Below are 22183 nucleotides of genomic sequence, written 5' to 3' on the forward strand. Positions count from 1 at the left end.
TCGGGACCGATGCCCGGATCGAGGCACGTCCCGGGACGATCTACGCTGAAGGGGTGACCGATGACGCCCCGCGCACCGCCGCCCTCGAAACCCATGCAGCTCCCGCGCCCCGCACCACCGCCGCCTCGCGCACCATGCTGTCCCACATCATGGGCCCCACCGAGGTGAACCTCCTGGGCACCGTCCACGGCGGCGTGGTCATGAAGTTCGTCGACGACGTCGCCGGCGCCGTGGCCGGCCGCCACTCCGGCGGCCCCGCGGTCACCGCCGCGATGGACGAGATGCAGTTCCTGAACCCGGTCCGGGTCGGCGACCTGGTCCACGCCTACGCGCAGGTGAACTGGGTGGGCGCGACCTCGATGGAGGTCGGCGTCCGGGTGATGGCCGAGCCCTGGAACGAGGCCGGCACCGCCCCGCGCCACGTGGCCAGCGCCTACCTGGTGTTCGTCGCCGTCGACGACAAGGGCCAGCCGCGCTCGGTGCCGCCGCTGGTCCTGGAGACCGACCTGGACCGCCGCCGGCACGGCGAGGCCGAGATCCGCCGCAGCCACCGCCTGGCCCGCCGCCGCGCCATCCAGGCCGCGCGGGCCGGGGCCGGGCAGAACGCCGCGGCTGACACGGCCGGAGCTGCTGGAACAGCGGGAGCTGCCGGAGCCGCCGGAGCTGCCGGAACAGCCGGAGCCGCGGAGGCCGCCACCCCGACGGAGGCCGGCCGGTGACCGGCGCCGCCGACCGCGCCCAGCGCCTGCGCCTGGTCCCCGGCCGCTTCGCGGTCGAGCACCTGCCCGCCGCCGTCGCGCCGCCGAACGGCTGGATCGCGCAGGTCCGCGCGCCCGAAGGGCTGACCGTGGTCCGCGAGGTCGTCGAGCACGAGAACGGCGACGGGGCCCCCGGCCTGTGGCGCGCGCTCTACGGCGGCGACACCGCCCACGGCCTGGACCTGCCCGGCATGCTCGCCGCCCTGCTGGAGCCGCTGGCCGGCGCCGCCGTGCCGGTGTTCGTCGCCTCCACCTACCACGCCGACCTGGTGCTGGTCCCCGAAGCCGACGCCGAGCGCGCGGTCGAGGCGCTGCGTGCGGCCGGGCACACCGTCGACTGAGGGAAAGCCCGTCCGAGAACCTTCAGGTCACCGATCGGTCGCAGTCTGTTCTTCTGCTCCAAGCGTTCAGGGTCGGCCGGTAATCTGACCGACGATGAACGTCTCAGAACCCTCCGCACCCTCCGCGGCGCCCGTCGAGAAGCCCGAGAAGCCCGAGAAGCCCGAGAAGCCCGAGAAGCCCGTAGAGGAGCCCGGGACCGCCTGGCCCGCGGTCTCGGTGATCATGCCCGTCCTCAACGAGGAGCGGCACCTCGCCTTCGCGGTCAACGGCGTGCTGGCCCAGGGCTACCCCGGCGAGCTGGAGCTGATCCTGGCGATCGGCCCGAGCACCGACCGCACCCAGCAGATCGCCGACGAGCTGTCGGCGGCCGATCCGCGGGTGCGCAGCGTGCCGAACCCCACCGGCCGCACCCCCGCCGCCCTGAACGCGGCGCTGGCCCAGGTCGAACACGGCATCGTGGTCCGCGTCGACGGCCACGGCGAACTGGTCCCCGGCTACATCGCCACCGCCGTCCGGCTGCTCGAGGACACCGGCGCGGCCAACGTCGGCGGCGTCATGCGCGCCGAGGGCGTCACGGTCTTCGAGCAGGCCGTCGCCCGCGCCATGACCAGCAAGCTGGGCGTCGGCAACGCCCCCAACCACACCGGCGGCGAGGGCGGCCCGGCGGACACCGTCTACCTCGGCGTGTTCCGCCGCGACGTGCTCGACGAGCTCGGCGGCTACGACGAGCACTTCACCCGGGCCCAGGACTGGGAGCTGAACTACCGCATCCGCGAGTCCGGCCGGCTGATCTGGTTCGACCCGGGCCTGTCGGTGACCTACCGGCCGCGCCCCACCTTCAGGGCGCTGGCCAAGCAGTACAAGGAGTACGGCCGCTGGCGGCGCGTCGTGATGCGCACCCACGCCGGCACCGCGAACCTCCGCTACCTGGCACCGCCCGGAGCGCTGCTGGCCGTCGCCACCGGCACCGTCGTCGGCCTGGCCGGCGTCACCGGCGGCCCGGGTATAGCGGCGCTCGGCTTCGTGATCCCCGTCGGCTACTTCGGTGCGCTGACCGCCGGCGCCCTGCGCGAGTCGCGCGGCCTGCCCCCCGGTGTCCGGGCCCGGCTGCCGCTGGTGCTCGCCACCATGCACGGCTCCTGGGCCTACGGCTTCCTCACCTCCCCGTCCCGGCTGGCCAAGGCCACCGGCAAGACCCCGAAGAAGAAGTAGCCGCGCATGCGCATCCTGATGCTCGTCATCTCCAATGTCGCGACCGACACCCGGGTGATGCGCGAGGCCGCGGCACTGGCCGGCGCCGGCCACGCGGTCCACGTCATCGGCAAGGACGTCTCGACCGGCTACGAGCCGCCGGAGGGCGTCACGGTGGCCAGCGTCGGCGCCGGCTCGGCCTTCCGCAAGCAGGGCGCCGAGTCGCTCGGCGCGCGCCGCAAGCTGCCGCCGCACCTGCGCGCCGCGCGCTGGCTGCTGCTGCCGCAGCACCGCAACTCGGCCTTCGCCTTCTGGCGCGCCAAGGCCAAGCAGCTGGCGGCCGACCAGGAGTTCGACGTCGTGCACGCGCACGACTTCAACACCCTGTCCCTCGGCGTGGAGCTGGCGCAGGACAAGCGCGTCCCGCTCGTCTACGACACCCACGAGCTCTGGCAGGGCCGGCCGCGCGTCGGCCGCCCGACGCCGCTTCAGAAGCGCCGCGAGGCCAAGCAGGAGCAAGCCTGGGGGGCCCGCGCCGCCACGGTGATCACCGTCGGCCAGGGCGTGGCCGACGCGCTGCGCGAGGCGTACGGCTGGCGGCACGTCGAGGTCGTCCGCAACACCTTCCCGCTGCCCGAGGGCGGCCCGGTCGACCCGCCGACGAAGGTGACCGGGGCGGTGTACGCCGGCCGCATCGCGCCGTTCCGCGAGCTCGAGGCCATCGCCGGGGCCTCGGAACTGGTGAAGCCGCTGCGGATCGTCATCGCCGGACCCGCCGACGACACGTATCTGGGGTCGTACAACGCCAAGGCCGCCGAGGTCGTCGGCGCGCGCCCGGTGGACGAGGTGGACGCGCTCCTGCGGGAGCTGGGCATCTCCCTGGTCACGCACTCCGACAAGTGGCTGAACCACCGCCTGGCGATGCCGAACAAGCTGTTCCACGCCGTGCGCGCCGGGGTCCCGGTGGTCGGTACCGACGTGCAGGAACTGCGCCGGGTGGTCGAGGAGCACAAGCTGGGCGCCCTGTACACGCCGGGCGACGCCGCCTCGCTGGCCGCCGCGTTGCAGGAGGTCGCGGACAACTACGCGACGTACGCGGTCAACGTGCGGGCGGCGGCCCCGGCCCTGAGCTGGGAAGCCGATTCCGAAGTCCTGAGGGGGATCTATGAGCGCCTCACCCCGCGAGGCGATTGACTACGGCCGGTTCGCCGAGCGCCTGGCGGCGCAGCGGGCGAATCAGGACCCGGCCAAGCGCTGGGACCTGTACCGGGACTTCCACCGGGAGTGGGGCTTCGATCCGGAGGGCGTCCAGCGCCGGCACGACGGGGAGCCGGTCTACCGCGACGGGGACGACCGCCTGGTGCCGCCGGAGAAGGTCCCGGCGGCCCTGCGCGAGTGGTGGAAGCTGCGGGACAACTCGTTCGCCGACCGCAGGGTCTGCTCCGGATGGCAGTTCGACTGGCCTCCGGAGTGGATCACCGCGCCGCCCGGGAACGGCGACGCCGAGGCGCTGGCTCCGGACAGTCCGCTGGTGGTCGATCCGGACGACCTGCGCATGTGCAGCGTGGTGATCGAGAACCAGGGCTGCGCGTACTGGGGGTACGAGGCCGCGGAGGCCCAGCTGGACGACCCGCGGGCGTACGTCCTGGCCACCGAGGAGGGGTGGGAGGTCCAGGCGGACTCGCTGTCGGAGTTCGCGCTGCTCGTCGCGGTCCGGACGCTCTTGTTCTCCTTCGGCTGGATGGCTGAGAACTGGGACGACGAGTTCGACGCGGTGGCGGACAGGATCCGCGCGACCATGCCCGAGCTCGGTTTCCGCGTCTGGCGCGAGCTGACCTCGGAGATCGTCTTCCACGGCGGCCCGGACACCGTGGCCTGGGTGGACCCGACCGGTGACGGCGATCAGCTGTACCTGTTCGGCCGAACCCGCGAAGCGCTGGAGCGCCTGACCGCGGACCTGGGCGGGGAGTGGAAGATCTCGCCGCCGCCGGTGCCGAGCGAGTAGGGTCGGTCCGTGTCGAAGCTCCGCGTCCTGTACGCCCCCAGGGACATCGCCGGCCAGCCGTCCGAGTGGGCCAAAGCCCTGCGCGCGCAAGGTGTGGACGCGCAGGTGTGGTCGTTCGGCGAGCCGGCGTTCGGCCTGCGCCCGGACCGCGAATGGGAGCAGGACCGGCTGCTCGCCGATCCGATGTACCGCTGGCAGGCGCTCGACGAGGCCGTCCGCGGCTTCGACGTGTTCCACCTGCAGTACGGCCGCGGCCTGCTGGACGCCAAGGAGCCGGTGCTGCCCGAGCTGTGGGACCTGCCGCTGCTGCGCTCGCTCGGCAAGCGGGTCTACATGCACTGGCACGGCTCCGACGTGCGGCTGCCCTCGGTCCACGCCGAGCGCGAGCCGGACTCCTACCTGGCCGGCGCGACGGTCGACGAGGACGCCATCCTGGCCCGCGTCTCCGTGGCCCGCCGCTTCTGCGACGCGATGTTCGTCTCCACCGCAGGCCTGCCGGACTACGTCCCCGACGCCGAACTGGTCCCGCTGGCCCTGGACGTCGCGGCCTGGCGCACCCCGCGCGGCGCCGAACCGGCCGTCCCGGTGGTGGTCCACATGCCCTCCCGCCGCGCCACCAAGGGCTCCGACCTGGTCGACGCCGCGTTGCGCCCCCTGCACGACGAGGGTGTGATCGTCTACCGCCCCCTGTCCGGCCTGACCCGCGACCAGGTGAAGGCCGAGTTCGCCAAGGCGGACCTGGTGGTCGACTCCCTGACCATCGGCGACCACGGAGTGGTCTCCTGCGAGGCGATGGCCGGCGGCGCCATCGCCATCGCGCACATCCACGAGCGCGTCCGGGAGCGCGAAGCGATGCCCGGCGCGCAGGTGCAGCAGGTCCCGATCGTCGAGGCCACCGGCGCCACCCTCGCCGAGGTGGTCCGCAAGCTGGCCGCCGACCCGGCCGAGCGCGCCCGCCTGCGCGCCGAGGGCCTGACGTGGGTGACGCAGCGCCACGACAGCAAGGTGGTGGCGGCGCAGCTGCTGGAGGCGTACCAGCGGCCGCGCGGCAAGGTGGTCAGCGCCTACCCGGAGTGGCCCGAGTCGACGGGCAAGAAGCGTGTCCGCGAGCTGGAGGCCGAGATCGAGCGGCTGCGCGCCCAGCTCGGCCCGAACGGCGAGCCGCTGCCGGGTCTGACCCGGCGCGACCGGCTGGAGGAGCGGCCCGGGCTGCACTTGGCGGTGCGGAAGGCGGACCGGGCTTATCGCGGGCTGCGGAAGAAGCTGAAGTAGTTATTCGCCGAATGCGTAGCGGGCGATCGCGTCGAGGTCGCCGTGCGGGCGGCGGTGCCGGCGCGGGCGGCGGGGCGGCGGGTCGCGGTGGTCTACGACTCGCACGAGTACACCGCCGGCGACATCCGGCCCGAAGACGTGACCTGGGCTCCGGTGATGACGGCGCAGGAGGCGAAGTACATCCCGATGGCCGACGGGGTGGTGACCGCCGTCGACGACTTCGCTGACAAGCTGGTCGAGCACCACGGCCTCGCGGTGCGCCCGACGGTGGTGCGCAACATGCCCGAGGCCTCGGCCTTCACCGTGCCCGGCGGCCGGGGCCCCGGCGTGCGCGGGCGGCTGGGCCTGGGCCCGGAGGCGACGCTGCTGGTGTATCCGGGTTCGGTGACGCCGATCCGCGGCCTGGACACCGCGGTCCGCGCGCTGCCGCAGCTGCCGCAGCTGCCGGAGACGCATCTGGCACTGCTGGTCGGCTCGCGGTCGGGACACGTCGCCGAACTGGCCGGACTGGCGGCCGGTCTGGGCGTCGCAGAGCGCTTCCACCTGCTGGACGAGGGGCAGGTGCCGGCGCTGCTGGGGCTGTACGAGCGGGTGAGCGGGCTCCGGCCGGTTTTGGGTGGTGCCAGTGGTGCCAGTGGTACGGGTGGTGAGGGCGAGCCGGCTTTGGAGGTGCAGCCGATCCGCCCAGAGGCCGCTGAGAACGGTGCGCGCAGCTGAGCGCATCGCGACCACCCGCCTCAGCTGAATCGGCTAACGTGGCGGCGCCGCACCGTTGACCGGAGCGTCATCGCAGCCCGCCCGACCAGAAAGCCGCCGCGCATGCCTGAGCAGGACCTGCCCGCCGCCGCCCGCAGCCGCGCCGCCGTCGTCTCCGCGGCCCCGGCCGCCGCCTCCGCGGCCGCGCGTGCCGAGGCCGATCGGCTCCTCGCCGCCGGGTACAGCGTCCTGTTCCTCACTCCCGCGTTCGGCAAGCGGAAGCCGGATGCGTCGCGCGGCGGCGTGCACGTCGTGGAGGCGCGGGTCGGGACCTCCTTCGACAGCGCGTCCGGCGCGCTCGGCAAGCTCGGCCGCAAGGCTGTGCTGACCACGCGCAACGCCCGCGGCAAGGCCCTGAACAATCCGGCGGCCACCTGGTCCGCCGCCGATGTCGCGGCCGAGATCGGGCCCTACCTCGACGCGTTCGCCCCGGACGTCGTCGTGGCCTGCGACAAGACCGCCGAGAAGGCGGTCGCCAAGCTCGGCCGCGGCGTCACGGCGCCGGGCAAGGCGCAGCCGGCCGCCAAGAGCCCGCAGACCTCGCTGCTCATCGGCTCCAACAACAACGCCGGCATGGGCTATGCCTGGGCGTGCGCGGTGCGGGAGCACGCCGGGATCCCGGCCCGCAACATCCAGAAGAAGAGCTACGCCTTCGCCTACGGCTCCGACATCAAGGCCGAGGACAAGGACTGGGTCGACCCGCTGTGGGGTCTGGGTCGCGTCGCCGACACCCTGGACACCGTCACGCACGTCCTGTCCGAGAGCGGCCTGGCGGTGCTCGGCCGGCTCAACGGCGGCCAGCTCGCCGACGACCTGCCGGAGCTGCGCCGCGCCGGGATCCACACCGCGCTGCTCTTCCACGGCTCCGACATCCGCTCGCCGGACCGGCACATCGAGCTCTACAAGTTCTCGCCCTTCCGCGCGCCGGCGACCGAGGAGGACCAGAAGCTCACCGAGGTGCTGCGCGGCAAGACCGCCGAGATGGCCAAGTGGGTCGAGGAGTTCGACGGCCCGGTCTTCGTCTCCACCCCGGACCTGATCGACGACGTCCCGCGCGCCACCTGGCTGCCGGTGGTCGTGGACCTGGAGCAGTGGACCGAGGGCACGCGGCCGCCGCTGGAGCGCGAGGTGCCGGTGGTCGTGCACGCGCCGTCGCGGCCGTTCATGAAGGGCTCGGACCTCATCGAGCCGACGCTGCGCGACCTGGAGTCCCGCGGCCTGATCGAGTACAAGCGGCTGGAACACATCCCGCAGGCCGAGCTGGTCGGCGTGGTGCAGAACGCCGACATCGTGCTGGACCACTTCGTGATCGGCAACTACGGCGTCATGACCTGCCAGGCGATGGCCGCCGGGCGCGTGAGCATCGCCAACATCGACGAGCGGGTGCGCAACAGGGTGCCGGCCGAGATCCCGACCATCCAGGCCGACCCGGACTCCCTGGCCGAGGTGATCGAGGGCGTGCTGGCCGACCGGGACAAGGCGCGCGCGGTCGCCGCGACCGGGCGGGCGTTCGTCAGCGAGTTCCACGACGGGCGCAAGTCCGCCGAGGCCCTGGAGCCGTGGCTGCGCGGCTGACCTCTGCGGCGCGTAAAGGGCGCCGTACCGGGCTCATGGTCATATTCGCCGTTGCTAGAATCCGAGCCAGCCAGCCCCTGCCTTCGGAGGAACAGTGACCACGTCCGACCAGCCCCGCAGTGTTCGGCGCCCGCGCGTTGTCATGCTGGTCGGGAACTTCATCGACGGAGACTCCCGCGTCCAGAAAGAGGCGCGCTCGGCGGCCGAGGCCGGCTGGGACACCTACCTCGTGGGCCGCTCCCGCAGCGGCAAGCGCGAGGAGTCGAAGCTGGGCGAGGTCACCGTGGTCCGCGTGGCCGAGTCGATGGCCGCCACCCGCTACCGCTCCGCGCACCCGCACCGGCGCGGCGTCAAAGGCCTGATCGCCTACTCGTCCCAAGACGTGAGCCGGGTCGAGCACCAGCGGCAGCGGCTGCGGCAGATGGACCAGGCCGCCGAGCGCGAGCTCCTGGCCCGCCGGCTCAGCGCCGGCGCCGACCCGCTCGCGGCGCTGTTCGGCAAGGCCGGCCTGACGGCCGGCGGCATCCTGGTCCGGGCCCGCGGCTACTGGGTCGCGGCCCGCAAGCGCGCCTTCGACGCCAACTACCAGCTCGCTCAGCAGGCCCCGAGCTCAGCCTTCGAGCGATTGCGGGCCAAGCGCGGCGGCGACCGCTCGTCCTGGGACGTCCAGCCCCGGCTGGTCGACTTCGAGGACTCCTTCGGCCGCGCCGCCGACCAGCTGGAGCCGGACGTGATCCACGCCAACGACGCCGAGATGCTGGGTGTCGCGGTGCGCGCCGCGGCCCGGGCCCGCGCTAAGGGCCGCAAGGTCGCGGTGGTCTATGACTCCCACGAGTACACCGCGGGCGACGTCCGCCCCGAGGACGTCACCTGGGCCCCGGTGATGTTCGCCCAGGAGCGTAAGTACATCGCCGCCGCCGACGGCGTGGTGGCCGCCGTGGACAACTTCGCCGACAAGCTGGTCGAGCACCACGGGCTCACCGTGCGCCCCACGGTGGTCCGCAACATGCCGGAGGCCTCGACGTTCACCGTCGCCGGCGGCAAGGAGCCGGGTGTCCGGGGCCGCCTGGGCCTGGGACCGGACGCGACGATCCTGGTGTACCCGGGCGCCGTGACGCCGATCCGCGGCCTGGACACGGCCGTCCGAGCCCTCTCCAAGTTGCCCGACACGCACCTGGTCCTCATGGTCGCCTCGCGCGGCGGCCACGTCGCCGAACTGGTGGCCCTGGCCGCCGAGCTGAACGTCGCCGACCGCCTCCACGTCCTGGACTACGTCTCGGTCGAAGAGCTCACCGACTTCATCGCCTCGGCCACGATCGGCATCGACACCCTGCGCCGCATCCCCACCCAGGAACTGACCATCACGACGAAGTACTGGTCGTACATCGGCGCCCGGCTTCCGGTCGTGGTCAGCGACGTCAAGGCGGCCGGCGAGCTGACCCGTCGCCTCGGCAACGGCGAGGTGTTCGAGGTCGACGACGTGGACGACTTGGCGCGCGCGGTGCGCGTGGTGGCCGCGGACCGGGAGCGCTACGCGGCGGTGTACACCGACGAGATGCTGGCCGAGCACAGCTGGGAGGGGCAGGTGCCGGCGCTGCTCGCGATCTATTCCGCGGTCAGCGGGCTGACGCCGGGGGCGGTGGAGACACCGGACACGGTGGACTCGGTGGAGCCGGAGCAGCCGGAGCAGTCGGCCTGAGCTGTCCCGGCGACATGGTGGCTGTGCCGGGCACGGTACCCGGCACAGCGCGTGCGACCGCTCCCGGCTGTCTCAGACCTGGAGTATGAGCGCACGGACAGTGACCAACGGGGCGGCCAGGTAGAGGTGGAAGTCAAGCAATCTGCGTACGTCCGCTGCAGCGACGCGTGGACCATGAGATCGGCGGACGGTAGGCGTCCCGATGTGCTTCCACCTGGGACGGACGTGCCGAGGCTCGGCCCCCCACCCCACTGGGGAAGCCGGGCCTCGGCCTGTGTCGCGGCGTCCGCCGGCGCCCCACAACGCCGAACGTCCGCCCTTCCTACAACACTTTGACGTTTGGGCCAGGCCGCTGGTTCCGTCTGTCGGCAACATGTTTTGGGCGATCGCCGCGCCGGGTGTGATCGAGCCCTGCAGGGCGAAGACTGGGGGCGGGGGCTGTCCGCGATCGCGTTCGCTCAAGCATTCTCCAAGCCGGATCGGACCCGAATCGGTGTTCTCTGCCCTCAAGGGCAGAGAACACCGTCGGGTGAATCAGAGCAAGGAGCATTCATTGCGAGCGTTCAGCGAGAAGCGCCTGTTCACTCTCACCGCCAGTGGCGCGATCACAATGCGTCGGTTTCGGCAACAACTCGACGGAGCAGCCGCTCGCTGCGCAAACGGCGTATTACTGCCCCGGGCTGACACGCACCGCAGCCCACGGGACAGTCCTTGGCGGGATTGGAATCGGCTATGACCCGAACAGTGGTTGGTCCGGTAGCGCCCTCGTGCACAACGTTATTCGCTAAGTAGCGCCAGAGCCGCCATCCGTCGGCAATCTGCCATCCGCAATGGCCTCCTCGCCGCCCGAGAGCGGCGAGGAGGCCATTGCGTTCCGCTCGAAGAGAACTCAGAGCCAGCCGCGGCGGGCGGCCTCGACCCCGGCCTCGAAACGGCTCTCGGCGCCGAGCCGGTCCATCAGGTCGGCCATGATGCGGCGGACGGTCCGGGCCGAGATGCCCAGGCGCTTGGCGGCGGCCTCGTCGGTGAGGCCGTTGGCCAGCAGGCGGAGCAGATGCCGATCGGTCGGGGACAGATCGGCGCCGGACTCGGTCATGGACGGCATGCCCAGCGGGACGGCGTCGGTCCAGACCAGCTCGAACAGCGCGGTGAGCTGGTCCACCAGCCCCGGCTCGCGCACGCACAGCGCCCCGACGCCGGGCTCGTCGGGTTCGATCGGGACGACCGCGGTGCGGCCGTCCACGATGAGCAGCCGGCGGGTGACGGCCGGGGAGACGCGGATCTCGGTGCCGCGCTCGGCCAGCCAGCGGCCGTAGGCGATGGTCGTCGGGTCCTTGCGGACCGAGGCGTGATAGAGCACGCGTGAGGGGACGCGGCGGGCCACGTCGTCGTCCATGGACTCCGACGCCTTCAGCGCGGCCGGCTGGACCGCGCTGCCCGGGACCATCGACAGGACCTCGACCGTGGCGCCGGCCAGCAGCTGTTCCAACTCGGCCTGCACGGCGTCCAGACCGATCAGCCGCTCGGCCGGAGCGCGGTCGGCCACCGCGGCCCGGCCCGCGGCCACGGCGTCGCGGCCGGCGGCGAGTTCGGCCTCCTGGCGCTGCACCAGCAACTGCATCCCGGCGACGAGCGAGACCGGATACAGCCCTCCGGACTGCTCGCGCGAGGGCCGCAGCAGGGCCAGCTCGACGAGCCGGTCCAGGGTGTCCCGGATCTGCTCCTCCTCCTGCCCCAAGCGCTCCTTCAGTTCGCGAACACCCACCGAAGGGTCGGCGAGCATCGCGCTGTAGACCGCTTGCGCAAGTGGATCGAGACCCAGCGCACCAAGCACGGCACACCCCCTTTGGAATATCCGGTCTCCGTTGCCGGACCCATGCTGGCAGCCGGACCCTTGGCGATCAAGGGGGATACCGCACCATTGTCGGACACAAGGCTGTGGCCGGGAGCGGCCTGGCCTAAGGCGGACGGGCCTGCTCCGTTCCCCGCGTGGCCCGTCACGGGCGAGACTCAAACCGGCGCCGGATCCCGGCGCACGGGCCCGCCCCCCGCCTCTGTTCACGGGTCCCACAAAATTCGCCCCCCGAAGAATTGGATCAGCCGTGTCCCGGTTCAAGCATGTCCTCACACGTGCGCTATTCGCCGCGGCCCTCATAGCGGTGCCGGTCGTTCCGCTCGCGGCCACCGCAACGCCCACTCACCATCCCGTCGCCTCCGCCGAACAGATCGCGGGCGGGGTCGCCTGCATCGGTTGCTGGTAGTGAAAGGAAGAAGGAACATGGACCTGATCATGGTGGCAGTGCAGCGCGCCGGCTTCGCGGGGGACCGCGGCCTGGCCGCGGCGACTCTCCGGTACGCCCTGCAGGCGGTCTCGGGCGACTCCCCACGGGCCCTGGAGCACGCCCACGTAGTCGTCGACGAAGCCGGCGTCTTCCCGGCCCGCCTGGTGGCCGGCCTGTACCTCTCCTCCGACCCGGACGCGCCGTACTCGGTCCGGGACACAGCGACCGCATTGGTGCGGCGCGCGCTCACCACCTCACCAATGCTGGAGGACTGGAGTGTGGATTGGGTCGAGGGCCCGTACGGATACGAGCTTTTGGGCGGTCTCGACGCTCTCGAGGACAGCTCAAGCCCGTTGCATAACTGACTGGCCGGCCCGGTCGGCAGTCGGTTGCCGAGGTGTGCCCCACCGGAAACTTTCGGGGGGCACGCCTTTTATATGTTTTCCGCCGTATCTGTCCCACAAGTGCGTTTCCGACCATGCCGGTCGATCGTTGACCCGACATGCGAATGGCGTTGCGGAGGATCGATCCCTTGGCGGCGGCGGTGGCCGTCCTCGCTCTGGCGCTGCGTGTCCCGCTCGTGGTGGCGGCGCTGCCGGGCGTCGGCAACTCCGACGAGCCGCTGAACGTGTCCGTCGGGCTGCGGATGGCGTCCGACGGGACGTTGGACGCGCACAGCTATCGCTACCCGGGCCTTCTCTGTGAGGTGATCGTCGGGGTGACGGACACGTTCCGCGCGGTGGGCATCCACGTGCCCACGCACGGAGCGATGCGGATCGAGAACCTCGGCGTTGCACACACGGATTCCCGTGCCTTCATCGTGGCGATCCGGCTTGTGGGGGTGCTGGTGTCGGTCGCCACATGCCTTCTGGTGTGGGCCGCGGTGCGGGAAGTGCTTAAGACGTCAGAGGTGCTGGAACGCTGGGCCCGCATCGCGGCTGCGGTCGCCGCGGCCGCCGTGGCGGTATCCCCGTTGGCGGCAGCGAACAGTGCTTACGCGACCCCCGACGTATATGCGGGATTCGCTGTAGCGCTTACCTTGTATGGCGCCACCCGGGTTCTTCGTGGCACACGCTATGCGGACCTCCTCTGCGGACTCGGTGTCGGGATCGCATTGGGCGCCAAGTACCTTGCCGCCGCGGTGCTTCCAGTAGTCGTCGCCTATCTATTGGCTCCCGGACTCCGTGCCGAGCGCGGCAAGCGAATGATCAGAATCGCCGGAGTCGCCGCCATCGCGGCGGCCGTCTTCGCGCTGACCACGCCGGGGATCCTCACCCATCCCATCGGGGTGTTCGACGGATTGCGGGCCGAAGCCGTTCACTATCAAGACGGCCATGTCGGTGCGCAGGGCGGTGCGCCCGGCTACTACCTGAGCGCCCTCTTCCGTGATCAACCTTTGCTATTGGCCGCCGCTGCGGTGGCGGTCGTCGCGCTGTTCCGCACGGCCGGTCTCATTCGCAGAACCTTGATCACCGTCTTCGCATATGCGATTCCGCAGTTCTTTCTCCTGGCGGTGATGACCGTCCGCTTCGACCGCAATCTCGTCCCGCTGACCCCGGCGCTCGCGGTCCTCGCCGGCGTGGCGGTCCCCGCGGTCTTCCTTACGGTGGTCCCTCGGACGTACCGGCGTGCGGTCACGGCTGTCGCGGTCGTCGCCGCGTTCATCCCCCTGGCCGCCGCGGCGCGCCTGTATCCGCGGCTCGACGAGCACTCGCGGATCGAGGCCGCCGCCTGGGTGGTCCGGAACGTCCCCGGCCATCAGCCGGTGGCTGTGGAGAGTTACGGTCCGTGGCTGGACCCTTCCCGCTACCGCCTGGAGCCGCTGACCTTCGCGGCGGACAAGCCGACCGTGGACGCCCGCGCGCTGATCCTGACCGAGCACGCCGCCGGCCGCTTCCTCTCCGATCCGGCGGACCACCCCCGCGAGGCCGCGGCGTACCGGGAGATCATGAGCCGTTACCGACTTGCAGCACGATTCACAGCCGGCTCGTGGATCGCGGTCTACGTGCCGCGGGCGGCGGCGGAAAAGGCCGTGCGGCCGGTCCGGTAGCCGGGTCACCCGTCCGGCGCAGCGGCGGCTTTCCCCTCCCGGGCTGCGACCCCACTAGCATTCCCATGTGACAAACGACCGCCGCCTCAGTGTTCGGCGCCCACGCGTGGCGATGCTCGTCGCCAACGACGTCCGCCTGGACTCGCGGGTGCAGAAAGCCGCCTACAGCGCCGCGGAGGCCGGCTACGACGTCCTCCTGCTCGGCTACGAGCCGAACCGCAAGGGGCGTCCATCGGACCCGGCCTACATCGGCGCGGCGCAGGTCGTGCGCACCGGGCTGCACAACAAGTGGCAGATCGCGCAGTGGCCGCTGAAGGACGGCGGCGCGCCGACGCTCCGGCTGATGCCGTTCCGGGCGCTGTCGTTCGCGTCGTCGCTCGACTACAAGACGCGACGCCGCATCGTGCAGCGGATCAAGGAGCCCGGCACCGGCGACGGCAGCGTGAAGCACCGCGCCAAGGAAGCGCTCTGGAAGGTCTACTTCCGCGACGGCGACTGGCGGCGCACGGCCCGGCACCTGCTGTGGCTGGAGTCCAGCTGGTCGGCGCTGATCGAGGAGTTCGAGCCGGACATCATCCACGCCCACGACATGCACACGCCGGGGATCGCGGTGCGCGTGGCGGACAAGCTGGGCCGTAAGGGCAAGCGCCCGAAGGTGCTCTACGACGCCCACGAGTTCGTGGCCGGCGTCTCCATGCCGGAGCAGCGGCGGCTGGCCTACGTCGGCCTGGAGGGCGAGTACGTCCGCAAGGCCGACGCGGTCATCACCGTCTCCCCGCTGCTCGCGCAGTGGCTGCAGGAGCGCTACCACCTCACCGAGACGCCCGGCGTCGTGGCCAACGCGCCGATGCTGCACGTGCCCGGCGAGGAGCGCGGCGAAGAGGGTGAAGCGGGTGGATCGGATTCCACCAAGGCGACCGAGGCCGCCGAGACTGCCGAGGCCCCCAGCCTGCGCAAGGCCTGCGGCCTGGCCGACGACGTCCCGCTGCTGGTCTACTCCGGCGCGGTCTCGCCGATGCGCGGCATCGCGACCATGGTCGCGGGCCTGCCGGAGCTGCCGGACGTGCACGTCGCGGTGGTCCGCGGCGCCGACACCGAGTTCACCCGCGCACTGCAGAAGCAGGCCGAGGACCTGGGCGTGGGCGACCGGCTGCACATGGTCGGCTACGTGGCGCCGCATCTGGTCCCGCAGTACCTGGCCTCCGCGGACATCGGCGTGATCCCGATCCTGCACACCCCGAACCACGAGGTGGCACTGATCACGAAGTACTACGAGTACATGCACGCCAAGCTGCCCATCGTGGTCTCGGACGTGCAGGCGATGGCGGACTTCACCCGCGAGTTGGGCAACGGCGAGGTCTTCACCGCCGAGGATGCCCACGAGTACGCTCAGGCCGTCGCCAAGGTTCTCGCCGACCGGTCCGCCTACGCGTCCCGCTACACTGACGACCTGCTGGCGGCCAACTCCTGGGAGGGCCAGGCCGAGGTACTGAGCGGGGTGTACGCGCGGCTGCTGGGGCAGGATCCGGAACCGCGGACGGGGGTCCGGGCGTTCGGCGAGACGAATGAGCCGAACGCTTAGGGTGTAAACCACGGGGACATTCGGCGGACTGCATAGCGTTGCCCGATAGTGTGACCGATCTACAGCACGACCCTGACCCCCATTCAGGCGCAACCTCAAGCAAGTGGAGTGTGAGCGTGGCGACCGCCACCAGTGAGACGGGATCCCTGGAGGACACCCGGCCGAAGACCCCCGAACCCCCGCGCCCGGCCGAGCAGGTTCACGTCTTCGAGCCCTACCGATACGCGCTGCCCAAACTGGGCCCGTATTTCCGGGACGTATGGGCCCGGCGTCAGTTCGCCACCCACATGGCGTCCTCGACCTTGAAGGGCCAGCACTTCGACAGCTTCTTCGGCCAGTTCTGGCTGGTACTGAACCCGATGCTGCTGGCGCTGGTGTACTTCCTGCTGACCAGCGTGCTGGGCGGGCAGAGCGGTGCCGGCACCAGCGCGATGAACCACTTCGTCGGCCTTTTGACCGGTCTGTTCGCGTTCTTCTACACGCGGAACGTCATCCAGTTCGCCGCCAGCTCGATCACCGGCGGCGGCAAGATGATCATCAACATGTCGTTCCCGAAGATACTGCTGCCGCTGTCGACGACGTTCACGGCGATGCTGACGTACTTCCCGACGCTGTTGGTTTACGCGTGCTTCTACATCGGCGTGCACCACTCGGTGGCGATCGGCATCCTGTGGATCATCCCGATCTTCATCATCCAGACGGTCTTCAGCTTCGGGCTCGGCCTGCTGTTCGCGGCGGTGACGCTGTACTTCCGGGACATGTCCACGCTGCTGCCGTATGTGCTGCGGATCTGGATGTACATCACCCCGGTGCTGTTCTCGCTGTCGTATGTGAAGTCCGAGGTCGCGGCCAACAAGCTGCCGCACGCGATCGAGGCCTTCTACAAGTGGGACCCGTTCTCGCCGATCATCAACTCCTGGAACACCGCGCTGGTCGGAGACGGCCCGCGGCCGTTCTGGAAGGGCGGGATCATCAATGGTCATTACTATGCCGCCGCCTCCTACACCCCGCAGATGACCGAGATCCTGATCGGTGCCGGCTGTGCCGTCATCGCGCTGGTCGTCGGGGCCTGGTACTTCATGTCGAGGGAGCGTGAGTTCGCTGTCCGCCTCTGAAACCGTCGAGACCGTGGAGACCGCCCCCGTGGCGGAGCAGACCAAGGTCATCGAGAAGCAGCAGGAGAAGCGCCTGGCCATCAAGGTCGAGGATCTCCACCTGTACTACCGCACCAAGGCCGAGGCCAACCCGACCCTGAAGGCCGCGCTGATCCGCAAGGCCAAGCGCCAGAAGGTCGAGCAGAAGGTCATCAAGGCGGTCAACGGCGTCTCCTTCGAGGTGCCGCACGGCACCGTGCTGGGCGTCATCGGCCACAACGGGGCCGGCAAGTCCACGCTGCTGCGTGCGCTCTCCGGGATCCTGCCCCCCACGCAGGGTCGCGTCGAGGTGCGCGGCCGGGTGTCCACGCTGCTGGCCCTGGGCGTCGGCTTCAACCAGAACCTCACCGGCCGGGAGAACATCGTCCTGGGCGGGCTCGCGCAGGGCTGGTCGAAAGACCAGATCCGCGAGAAGGAGAACGCGATCATCGACTTCGCCGACCTCGACACGCTCTCGGAGGGCGCGATCGACCGGGCGATGAAGACGTACTCCTCGGGCATGTACGCGCGCGTGGCCTTCGCGGTCGGCGTGCACATGGACCCCGACATCCTGCTCGTGGACGAGGCCCTGTCCGCCGGTGACGCGCGGTTCAAGGAGAAGGCCACCGAGAAGATGCTCGAGCTGTGCGAGAACGCCCGCACCATCGTGCTGGTCTCGCACGGCCTGGAAACGGTCCGGCACATGTCCAACCACTGCATCTGGATGGACCACGGGAACCTCGTGGGAGCCGGCGACCCCGACGAGGTCATCGACGCCTACATCGAGAAGCAGCGCAAGGACCGCGAGGAGGCCGACCGCAAGAAGGCGGCCGCCGAGGCCAAGGAGGTCCAGGAGGACCAGGCGCTCGCGGCCAAGGCCGAGCGGACCAAGGAAGCGCTGCACAAGGCCATCGGAGAGGACGTCTGAGCAAGGCATGGCCTCCACCATCGACGTCTCGATCATCACCGGCGGGCACGACGTCGCCGACGCCAGGCTGCACCGCCTGGCCGCCGCGCTGCGCCGGGCCGGCCTGGCGGTCGAGGTGGTCGGCCTCGGGGCGCCCGAGGCCGGCCCGGCCGACTGCGCGGTGCGCACGCTCGGCGCCCGCTCGGCCAAGAAGCGCCTCAAGGCGGACCTGACGCTGCCCTTCAAGGCCCGCGGCAAGGTCCTGCTGACCGTCGACCCGGACATGGTGCCGGGTGCGACGCTGGCACGCTGGTTCAAGGGCCGCAAGGTCGTGGCCGACGTCCACGAGGACTACCTGAAGCTGCTCAAGGACCGCGCCTGGGCCCGTGCCTCGTGGAAGAAGAGCATGGCCACGCTGGCGGTCCGGTTCTGCACCTTCTGGACCAAGCGCGCGAACATCACCGTCGTGGCCGACGACCACGTGCCGCCGATGAAGGGCCGCAAGCGCCTGGTGGTGAAGAACCTCCCGGACTTCTCCTTCCTGCCGGCCCCCGGCGAGCCGGACACCGCGGTGCCGCGCGCCATCTACATCGGCGACGTGCGGCGCTCGCGGGGCCTGCAGGCGATGCTGGCCGCGGTGGAGGGCACCTACACCTGGGAGCTCGACGTGGTCGGCCCGGTGCAGCCGGGCGATCAGGCCTGGCTGGACACCTGGCACGCGACCTCCAGCGAGCAGGTGCGCAACCGGATCAGGTTCCACGGGCGTCTGGACCCTCAGAAGGCCTGGGCGCTGGCCGACGGGGCGTGGGCCGGGCTCGTGCTCCTGGACGACACCCCGGCCTTCCGCGAGGCGGTGCCGAGCAAGCTGTACGAGTACCTGGCCGTCGGTCTGGCCGTGGTGGCCACGCCGCTGCCGCGGATGGCCGAGCTGGTCACCGAGTCCGGGGCGGGCGAGGTGGTGGCGGACCCCGCCGCCGCGTCGGCTACGCTGCGGCGGTGGTCGGAGGACTACGAGGAGCTCGACAAGGCGCGCCGCAACGCCCGCAAGTGGGCCTCGGAGCACCTCACCGGAGCCTCGCCGTACGACACGCTCGCGGAGCAGATCCGCGGGCTGGCCAAGCACTGAAGCCGCACTGAAGCAGCACTGAAGCCGACTGAAGCCACAACGCAATGGGCCGCCGAGCCCACGGCCGAGCGGGCCGCGACCCGGCACCGCGCGATCGACCCCGGAGAACCGAGAGTGACTGAACAGAAGCAGGGTAGCCGGGAAGGCGTGCGTATCCTGCCCAGCGCCGACGTGGACGACCGCGCGGAGATCGGCGAGGGCACCAGCGTCTGGCACCTGGCCCAGGTGCGCGAAGGCGCCCGGGTCGGCCGCAACGTCGTGATCGGGCGCGGGGCCTACATCGGCCCGGACGTCCCGGTCGGCGACAACTGCAAGATCCAGAACCACGCGCTGGTCTACGAGCCCGCGGTGCTGGAACCCGGCGTCTTCATCGGCCCCGCGGTGGTCCTCACCAACGACCACTACCCGCGCGCGGTGAATGCCGACGGCACCCCCAAGTCCGCCCACGACTGGACCCCGGTCGGTGTCACGCTGCGTGAGGGCGCCTCGGTCGGCGCCCGGTCGGTGTGCATCGCCCCGGTGACCATCGGCCGCTGGGCCCTGGTCGCGGCCGGCTCCGTGGTGAACAAGGACGTCCCGGACTTCGCGCTCGTGGCCGGTGTCCCCGCCCGGCGCCTGCGCTGGGTCGGCAAAGCCGGCGAGCCGCTGGAGGACCGCGGCGACGGATTGTTCGTCTGTCCCAAGGACGGATCCGAGTACGTTGAGATCGACGGTGTTCTGAAGGAGAAGGCATGACGCTCCCGTTCATTCCCCCGGCGCGTCCGGTGACCGGTGAGGATGAGATCGAGGCCGTGGTGCGCGTCATGCGGACCGGGCAGGTCGCCTCGGGTCCGGAGGTCGAGGCCTTCGAGAACGAGTTCTCGCAGCTGGTCGACGGCCTGCACTGCGTGGCCGTGAACTCCGGCACCTCGGCGCTGCACCTGTCGGTGCTGGCGTTGGGCGTCAAGCCGGGCGACGAGGTCATCATGCCCTCGTTCTCCTTCGCCGCGACCGCGAACTCGGTGGCGATCGTCGGCGCCGTGCCGGTGTTCGTGGACATCGAGCGCGACTCGTTCAACATCGACCCGGCCGCGATCGAGGCCGCGATCACCGACAAGACCGTGGCCATCATGCCGGTGCACCTGTACGGGCACCCGGCGGCGATGGGCGCGATCATGGAGATCGCCCGCAAGCACGGCCTGAAGGTCATCGAGGACTCCGCGCAGGCGGTCGGCGCGAGCCTGGACGGCAAGGCGATCAGCACCTTCGGCGACGCCGCGTGCATCAGCCTGTACCCGACCAAGAACATCCACTCCATCGAGGGCGGCATCGTCGTCACCCCCGACGCCGAGGTCGCACGCCAGGTCCGCCTGCTGCGCAACCAGGGCATGGAGGAGCGCTACAAGAACGAGGTCATCGGCCTGAACAACCGGCTCTCCAGCGTGCACGCGGCCGTCGGCCGGGTGCAGCTGGCCAAGCTGGCCGGCTGGACCAAGCAGCGCCAGGAGAACGCCAAGTACTTCGACGCCCACCTGAAGGGTGTCGGCGTCCCGCCGGTCGTCGAAGGTGCGGAGCACGTCTACCACCAGTACACGATCCGCGTGACCGAAGAGGTCGAGGGCGGTCGTGACGGTCTGGCCGATCGGCTGAAGGAGCGCGGCATCGGGACCGGGATGTACTACCCGATCCCGATCCACCGGCTGCCGTCCTTCCAGCGTCCCGACGTCCTCTCGCGCGTCTCCGGCGACCTGGCCGAGACCGAGAAGGCCGCGGCCGAGGCGCTCTCGCTGCCGGTGATGCCGACCCTGACCCAGGACGAACTGGAGCGGATCGTGGCTGGGGTGAACGCGCTGTGAGCGGAGCGGACGGCAAGAAGCTGCGCGCGGGCCTGATCGGCCTGGGCATGATGGGCCGGCACCACGCGCGGGTGCTGGGTTCGCTGGACGGCGTGGAGCTGGTCGCGGTCGCCGACCCCGGCGGCGACGCGCACGGCGCGGCCAACGGCCGCCCGGTGCTCGGCGGCGTCGAGGAGCTGATCGCGGCGGGCATCGACTTCGCCGTGGTCGCGGTGCCGACGGTGTTCCACGCCGAGACCGGTCTGGCACTGGCCGAGGCCGGCGTCCACACGCTGATCGAGAAGCCTTTAGCGCCGGACGTGGAGTCCGCGACGCAGCTGACCGAGACCTTCGAGCGGGCCGGCCTGGTCGGCGCGGTCGGCCACATCGAGCGCTTCAATCCCTCGCTGCAGAACCTGCGCAAGCGGCTGGAGCACGGCGAGCTCGGCGAGGTCTTCCAGGTCGTCACCCGGCGCCAGGGCCCGTTCCCGAACCGGATCGCCGACGTCGGCGTGGTGAAGGACCTGGCCACCCACGACATCGACTCCACGGCCTGGGTGACCCGCCAGACCTACACCTCGATCTCGGCCCACACCGCCTACCGCTCGGGCCGCGAGCACGAGGACCTGATCGCGATGACCGGCCGGCTGGCCGACGGCACCGTGGTCAACCACCTGGTGAACTGGCTGTCGCCGATGAAGGAGCGGGTGACGATCGTCACCGGCGAGAAGGGCTGCTTCGTCGCCGACACCCTGACCGCCGACCTGACGTTCTACGCGAACGCCTCGGCCCCGACGATCCCCACCTGGGAGGCGATGCAAGCCTTCCGTGGAGTATCCGAGGGCGACATGGTGCGCTTCGCCATCCCGAAGCCCGAACCCCTGCGCACCGAGCTCGAGGCGTTCCGCGACGCGGTCCTGGACGTCGACGGCGGCCGCGACCGGATCGTGAGCATGCGGCAGGGCCTGCAGGTCGTGCGGGTGGCCGAGGCCGCGCTGGACTCGGCCGCGAAGGGCGTGACCGTCGAGCTGTGAGCGGTGGCCGGAACCGGCCGTCGACCTATTGAGGACGCGGTGTGATCAGGGCCCTCGAATCCGGGTAACCGGGTTCGGGGGCCTTCACGCGTTCTTTACCTGAGTTTGACGACCTTCACGAAACTCTAAGAGTCGTCACGGAGACTGTGATCTCCCGACTCGGGACGAGTCCGTACCATGCCTGATGAAAGGGGCTGGATCCTTGGAGAACGAGCAGCCTCCACCGCATGTCAGTGTGGTTCTGCCGTGTTACAACGAGGAGGCGCACGTTCTGCTGGAGATCCAGCGGATCTGCGCGGCGTTGGACGCGGCGGATTACCCGTACGAGGTACTCGCGATCGATGACGCCTCCACCGACGGCACCCTCGAGGTGTTGCGCAAGGCGGAGATCGAGTATCCGTCGGTGAAGGTGGTCGCGTTCAACCGCAACGGCGGGGCCGGGACGGTGCGCCGGATCGGGTCGAAGATGGCCCGGGGCGACATCGTGGTGTGGACCGATGCGGACATGTCGTATCCGAACGAGCGGATCCCCGAGTTGGTGGAGATGCTCGACTTCAACGCCGACATCGATCAGGTGGTGGGTGCGCGCAAGGCCGAGATGGGTTCGCACCGGTTGTTGCGGATCCCGGCCAAGTGGGTGATCCGCAAGATCGCGGA

General features: G+C 70.7%; 19 protein-coding genes and 1 pseudogene. 19 read left to right on the forward strand and 1 reads right to left on the reverse strand.

Translation table 11 applies throughout. The features are described from left to right. Positions 1-53: 53 nt before the first annotated feature. The 9 genes and pseudogenes from ABIA35_RS36650 to ABIA35_RS36690 form a co-directional block, all read left to right on the forward strand. Positions 54-587: pseudogene (locus tag ABIA35_RS36650) on the forward strand (acyl-CoA thioesterase); the annotation flags it as partial. Positions 588-715: 128 nt separating this feature from the next. Next, positions 716-1099: an ACT domain-containing protein gene (locus ABIA35_RS36655; protein WP_370338409.1), complete on the forward strand. Its 384-nt coding sequence runs from the start codon at positions 716-718 to the stop codon at positions 1097-1099. A gap of 94 nt (positions 1100-1193) precedes the next feature. Beyond that, complete coding sequence (locus ABIA35_RS36660; RefSeq protein WP_370360988.1) at positions 1194-2312, forward strand: glycosyltransferase family 2 protein; 1119 nt, start codon at positions 1194-1196, stop codon at positions 2310-2312. Between the two features lie 6 nt (positions 2313-2318). Further along, positions 2319-3485 (forward strand): glycosyltransferase family 4 protein, encoded by a 1167-nt coding sequence (locus tag ABIA35_RS36665; RefSeq protein ID WP_370360989.1) that lies wholly within the window; start codon positions 2319-2321, stop codon positions 3483-3485. Further along, on the forward strand, positions 3457-4296 hold the full coding sequence (locus ABIA35_RS36670) for a hypothetical protein (protein WP_370360990.1): 840 nt from the start codon (positions 3457-3459) through the stop codon (positions 4294-4296). The genes ABIA35_RS36665 and ABIA35_RS36670 overlap by 29 nt, the downstream gene beginning before the upstream one ends. A 9-nt stretch (positions 4297-4305) precedes the next feature. Further along, entirely contained in the window at positions 4306-5568 is a 1263-nt protein-coding gene (locus tag ABIA35_RS36675) for a hypothetical protein (protein WP_370360991.1), read from the forward strand. Positions 5569-5610: 42 nt separating this feature from the next. After that, entirely contained in the window at positions 5611-6285 is a 675-nt protein-coding gene (locus ABIA35_RS36680) for a hypothetical protein (RefSeq protein WP_370360992.1), read from the forward strand. Positions 6286-6387: 102 nt separating this feature from the next. Continuing rightward, complete coding sequence (locus tag ABIA35_RS36685; protein WP_370360993.1) at positions 6388-7899, forward strand: glycosyltransferase; 1512 nt, start codon at positions 6388-6390, stop codon at positions 7897-7899. A gap of 94 nt (positions 7900-7993) precedes the next feature. Continuing rightward, on the forward strand, positions 7994-9598 hold the full coding sequence (locus ABIA35_RS36690) for a glycosyltransferase family 4 protein (protein ID WP_370360994.1): 1605 nt from the start codon (positions 7994-7996) through the stop codon (positions 9596-9598). An 889-nt stretch (positions 9599-10487) separates the two neighbouring features. Here the strand turns inward: ABIA35_RS36690 and ABIA35_RS36695 are convergent. After that, entirely contained in the window at positions 10488-11432 is a 945-nt protein-coding gene (locus tag ABIA35_RS36695; protein ID WP_370338426.1) for a LuxR C-terminal-related transcriptional regulator, read from the reverse strand. 444 nt (positions 11433-11876) lie between these two features. Between ABIA35_RS36695 and ABIA35_RS36700 the strand changes: the two genes are divergently transcribed. The 10 genes from ABIA35_RS36700 to ABIA35_RS36745 all read left to right on the forward strand — a co-directional run. After that, the gene (locus tag ABIA35_RS36700) at positions 11877-12245 is read left to right on the forward strand and encodes a hypothetical protein (RefSeq protein ID WP_370338428.1); all 369 of its coding nucleotides are present in this window, start codon (positions 11877-11879) and stop codon (positions 12243-12245) included. A 167-nt stretch (positions 12246-12412) separates the two neighbouring features. After that, positions 12413-13930 (forward strand): glycosyltransferase family 39 protein, encoded by a 1518-nt coding sequence (locus ABIA35_RS36705; RefSeq protein ID WP_370360995.1) that lies wholly within the window; start codon positions 12413-12415, stop codon positions 13928-13930. A 67-nt stretch (positions 13931-13997) separates the two neighbouring features. After that, positions 13998-15512 (forward strand): glycosyltransferase family 4 protein, encoded by a 1515-nt coding sequence (locus ABIA35_RS36710; protein WP_370360996.1) that lies wholly within the window; start codon positions 13998-14000, stop codon positions 15510-15512. 116 nt (positions 15513-15628) lie between these two features. Then, a complete protein-coding gene (locus ABIA35_RS36715; protein ID WP_370360997.1) occupies positions 15629-16627 on the forward strand; it encodes an ABC transporter permease in 999 nt (332 codons plus the stop codon). Then, positions 16605-17573 carry an ABC transporter ATP-binding protein gene (locus ABIA35_RS36720; RefSeq protein ID WP_370338436.1) on the forward strand — a complete coding sequence of 323 codons (969 nt, stop codon included), beginning with the start codon at positions 16605-16607 and terminating at the stop codon, positions 17571-17573. The genes ABIA35_RS36715 and ABIA35_RS36720 overlap by 23 nt, the downstream gene beginning before the upstream one ends. Before the next feature lie 7 nt (positions 17574-17580). Continuing rightward, complete coding sequence (locus ABIA35_RS36725; protein WP_370338438.1) at positions 17581-18678, forward strand: glycosyltransferase; 1098 nt, start codon at positions 17581-17583, stop codon at positions 18676-18678. A 147-nt stretch (positions 18679-18825) separates the two neighbouring features. Then, positions 18826-19413 (forward strand): DapH/DapD/GlmU-related protein, encoded by a 588-nt coding sequence (locus tag ABIA35_RS36730; protein ID WP_370338440.1) that lies wholly within the window; start codon positions 18826-18828, stop codon positions 19411-19413. After that, positions 19410-20513, forward strand: coding sequence for a DegT/DnrJ/EryC1/StrS family aminotransferase (locus ABIA35_RS36735; RefSeq protein WP_370338442.1), 1104 nt, complete (start codon positions 19410-19412; stop codon positions 20511-20513). The genes ABIA35_RS36730 and ABIA35_RS36735 overlap by 4 nt, the downstream gene beginning before the upstream one ends. Continuing rightward, positions 20510-21526, forward strand: coding sequence for a Gfo/Idh/MocA family oxidoreductase (locus ABIA35_RS36740; protein WP_370338444.1), 1017 nt, complete (start codon positions 20510-20512; stop codon positions 21524-21526). The genes ABIA35_RS36735 and ABIA35_RS36740 overlap by 4 nt, the downstream gene beginning before the upstream one ends. A gap of 184 nt (positions 21527-21710) precedes the next feature. After that, positions 21711-22183 (forward strand): glycosyltransferase family 2 protein (locus tag ABIA35_RS36745; RefSeq protein ID WP_370360998.1); only part of this gene is annotated, 473 nt, incomplete at its 3' end.

It is taken from the genome of Catenulispora sp. MAP12-49 (assembly GCF_041262705.1).
Taxonomy (GTDB): domain Bacteria; phylum Actinomycetota; class Actinomycetes; order Streptomycetales; family Catenulisporaceae; genus Catenulispora.

What these genes read in the sequence shown, in the direction of transcription:
- ABIA35_RS36660 (WP_370360988.1), top strand. Translation starts at nt 1,194, where the DNA reads ATGAACGTCTCAGAACCCTCCGCACCCTCCGCGGCGCCCGTCGAGAAG.
- ABIA35_RS36665 (WP_370360989.1), top strand. Translation starts at nt 2,319, where the DNA reads ATGCGCATCCTGATGCTCGTCATCTCCAATGTCGCGACCGACACCCGG.
- ABIA35_RS36670 (WP_370360990.1), top strand. Translation starts at nt 3,457, where the DNA reads ATGAGCGCCTCACCCCGCGAGGCGATTGACTACGGCCGGTTCGCCGAG.
- ABIA35_RS36685 (WP_370360993.1), top strand. Translation starts at nt 6,388, where the DNA reads ATGCCTGAGCAGGACCTGCCCGCCGCCGCCCGCAGCCGCGCCGCCGTC.
- ABIA35_RS36700 (WP_370338428.1), top strand. Translation starts at nt 11,877, where the DNA reads ATGGACCTGATCATGGTGGCAGTGCAGCGCGCCGGCTTCGCGGGGGAC.
- ABIA35_RS36725 (WP_370338438.1), top strand. Translation starts at nt 17,581, where the DNA reads ATGGCCTCCACCATCGACGTCTCGATCATCACCGGCGGGCACGACGTC.
- ABIA35_RS36735 (WP_370338442.1), top strand. Translation starts at nt 19,410, where the DNA reads ATGACGCTCCCGTTCATTCCCCCGGCGCGTCCGGTGACCGGTGAGGAT.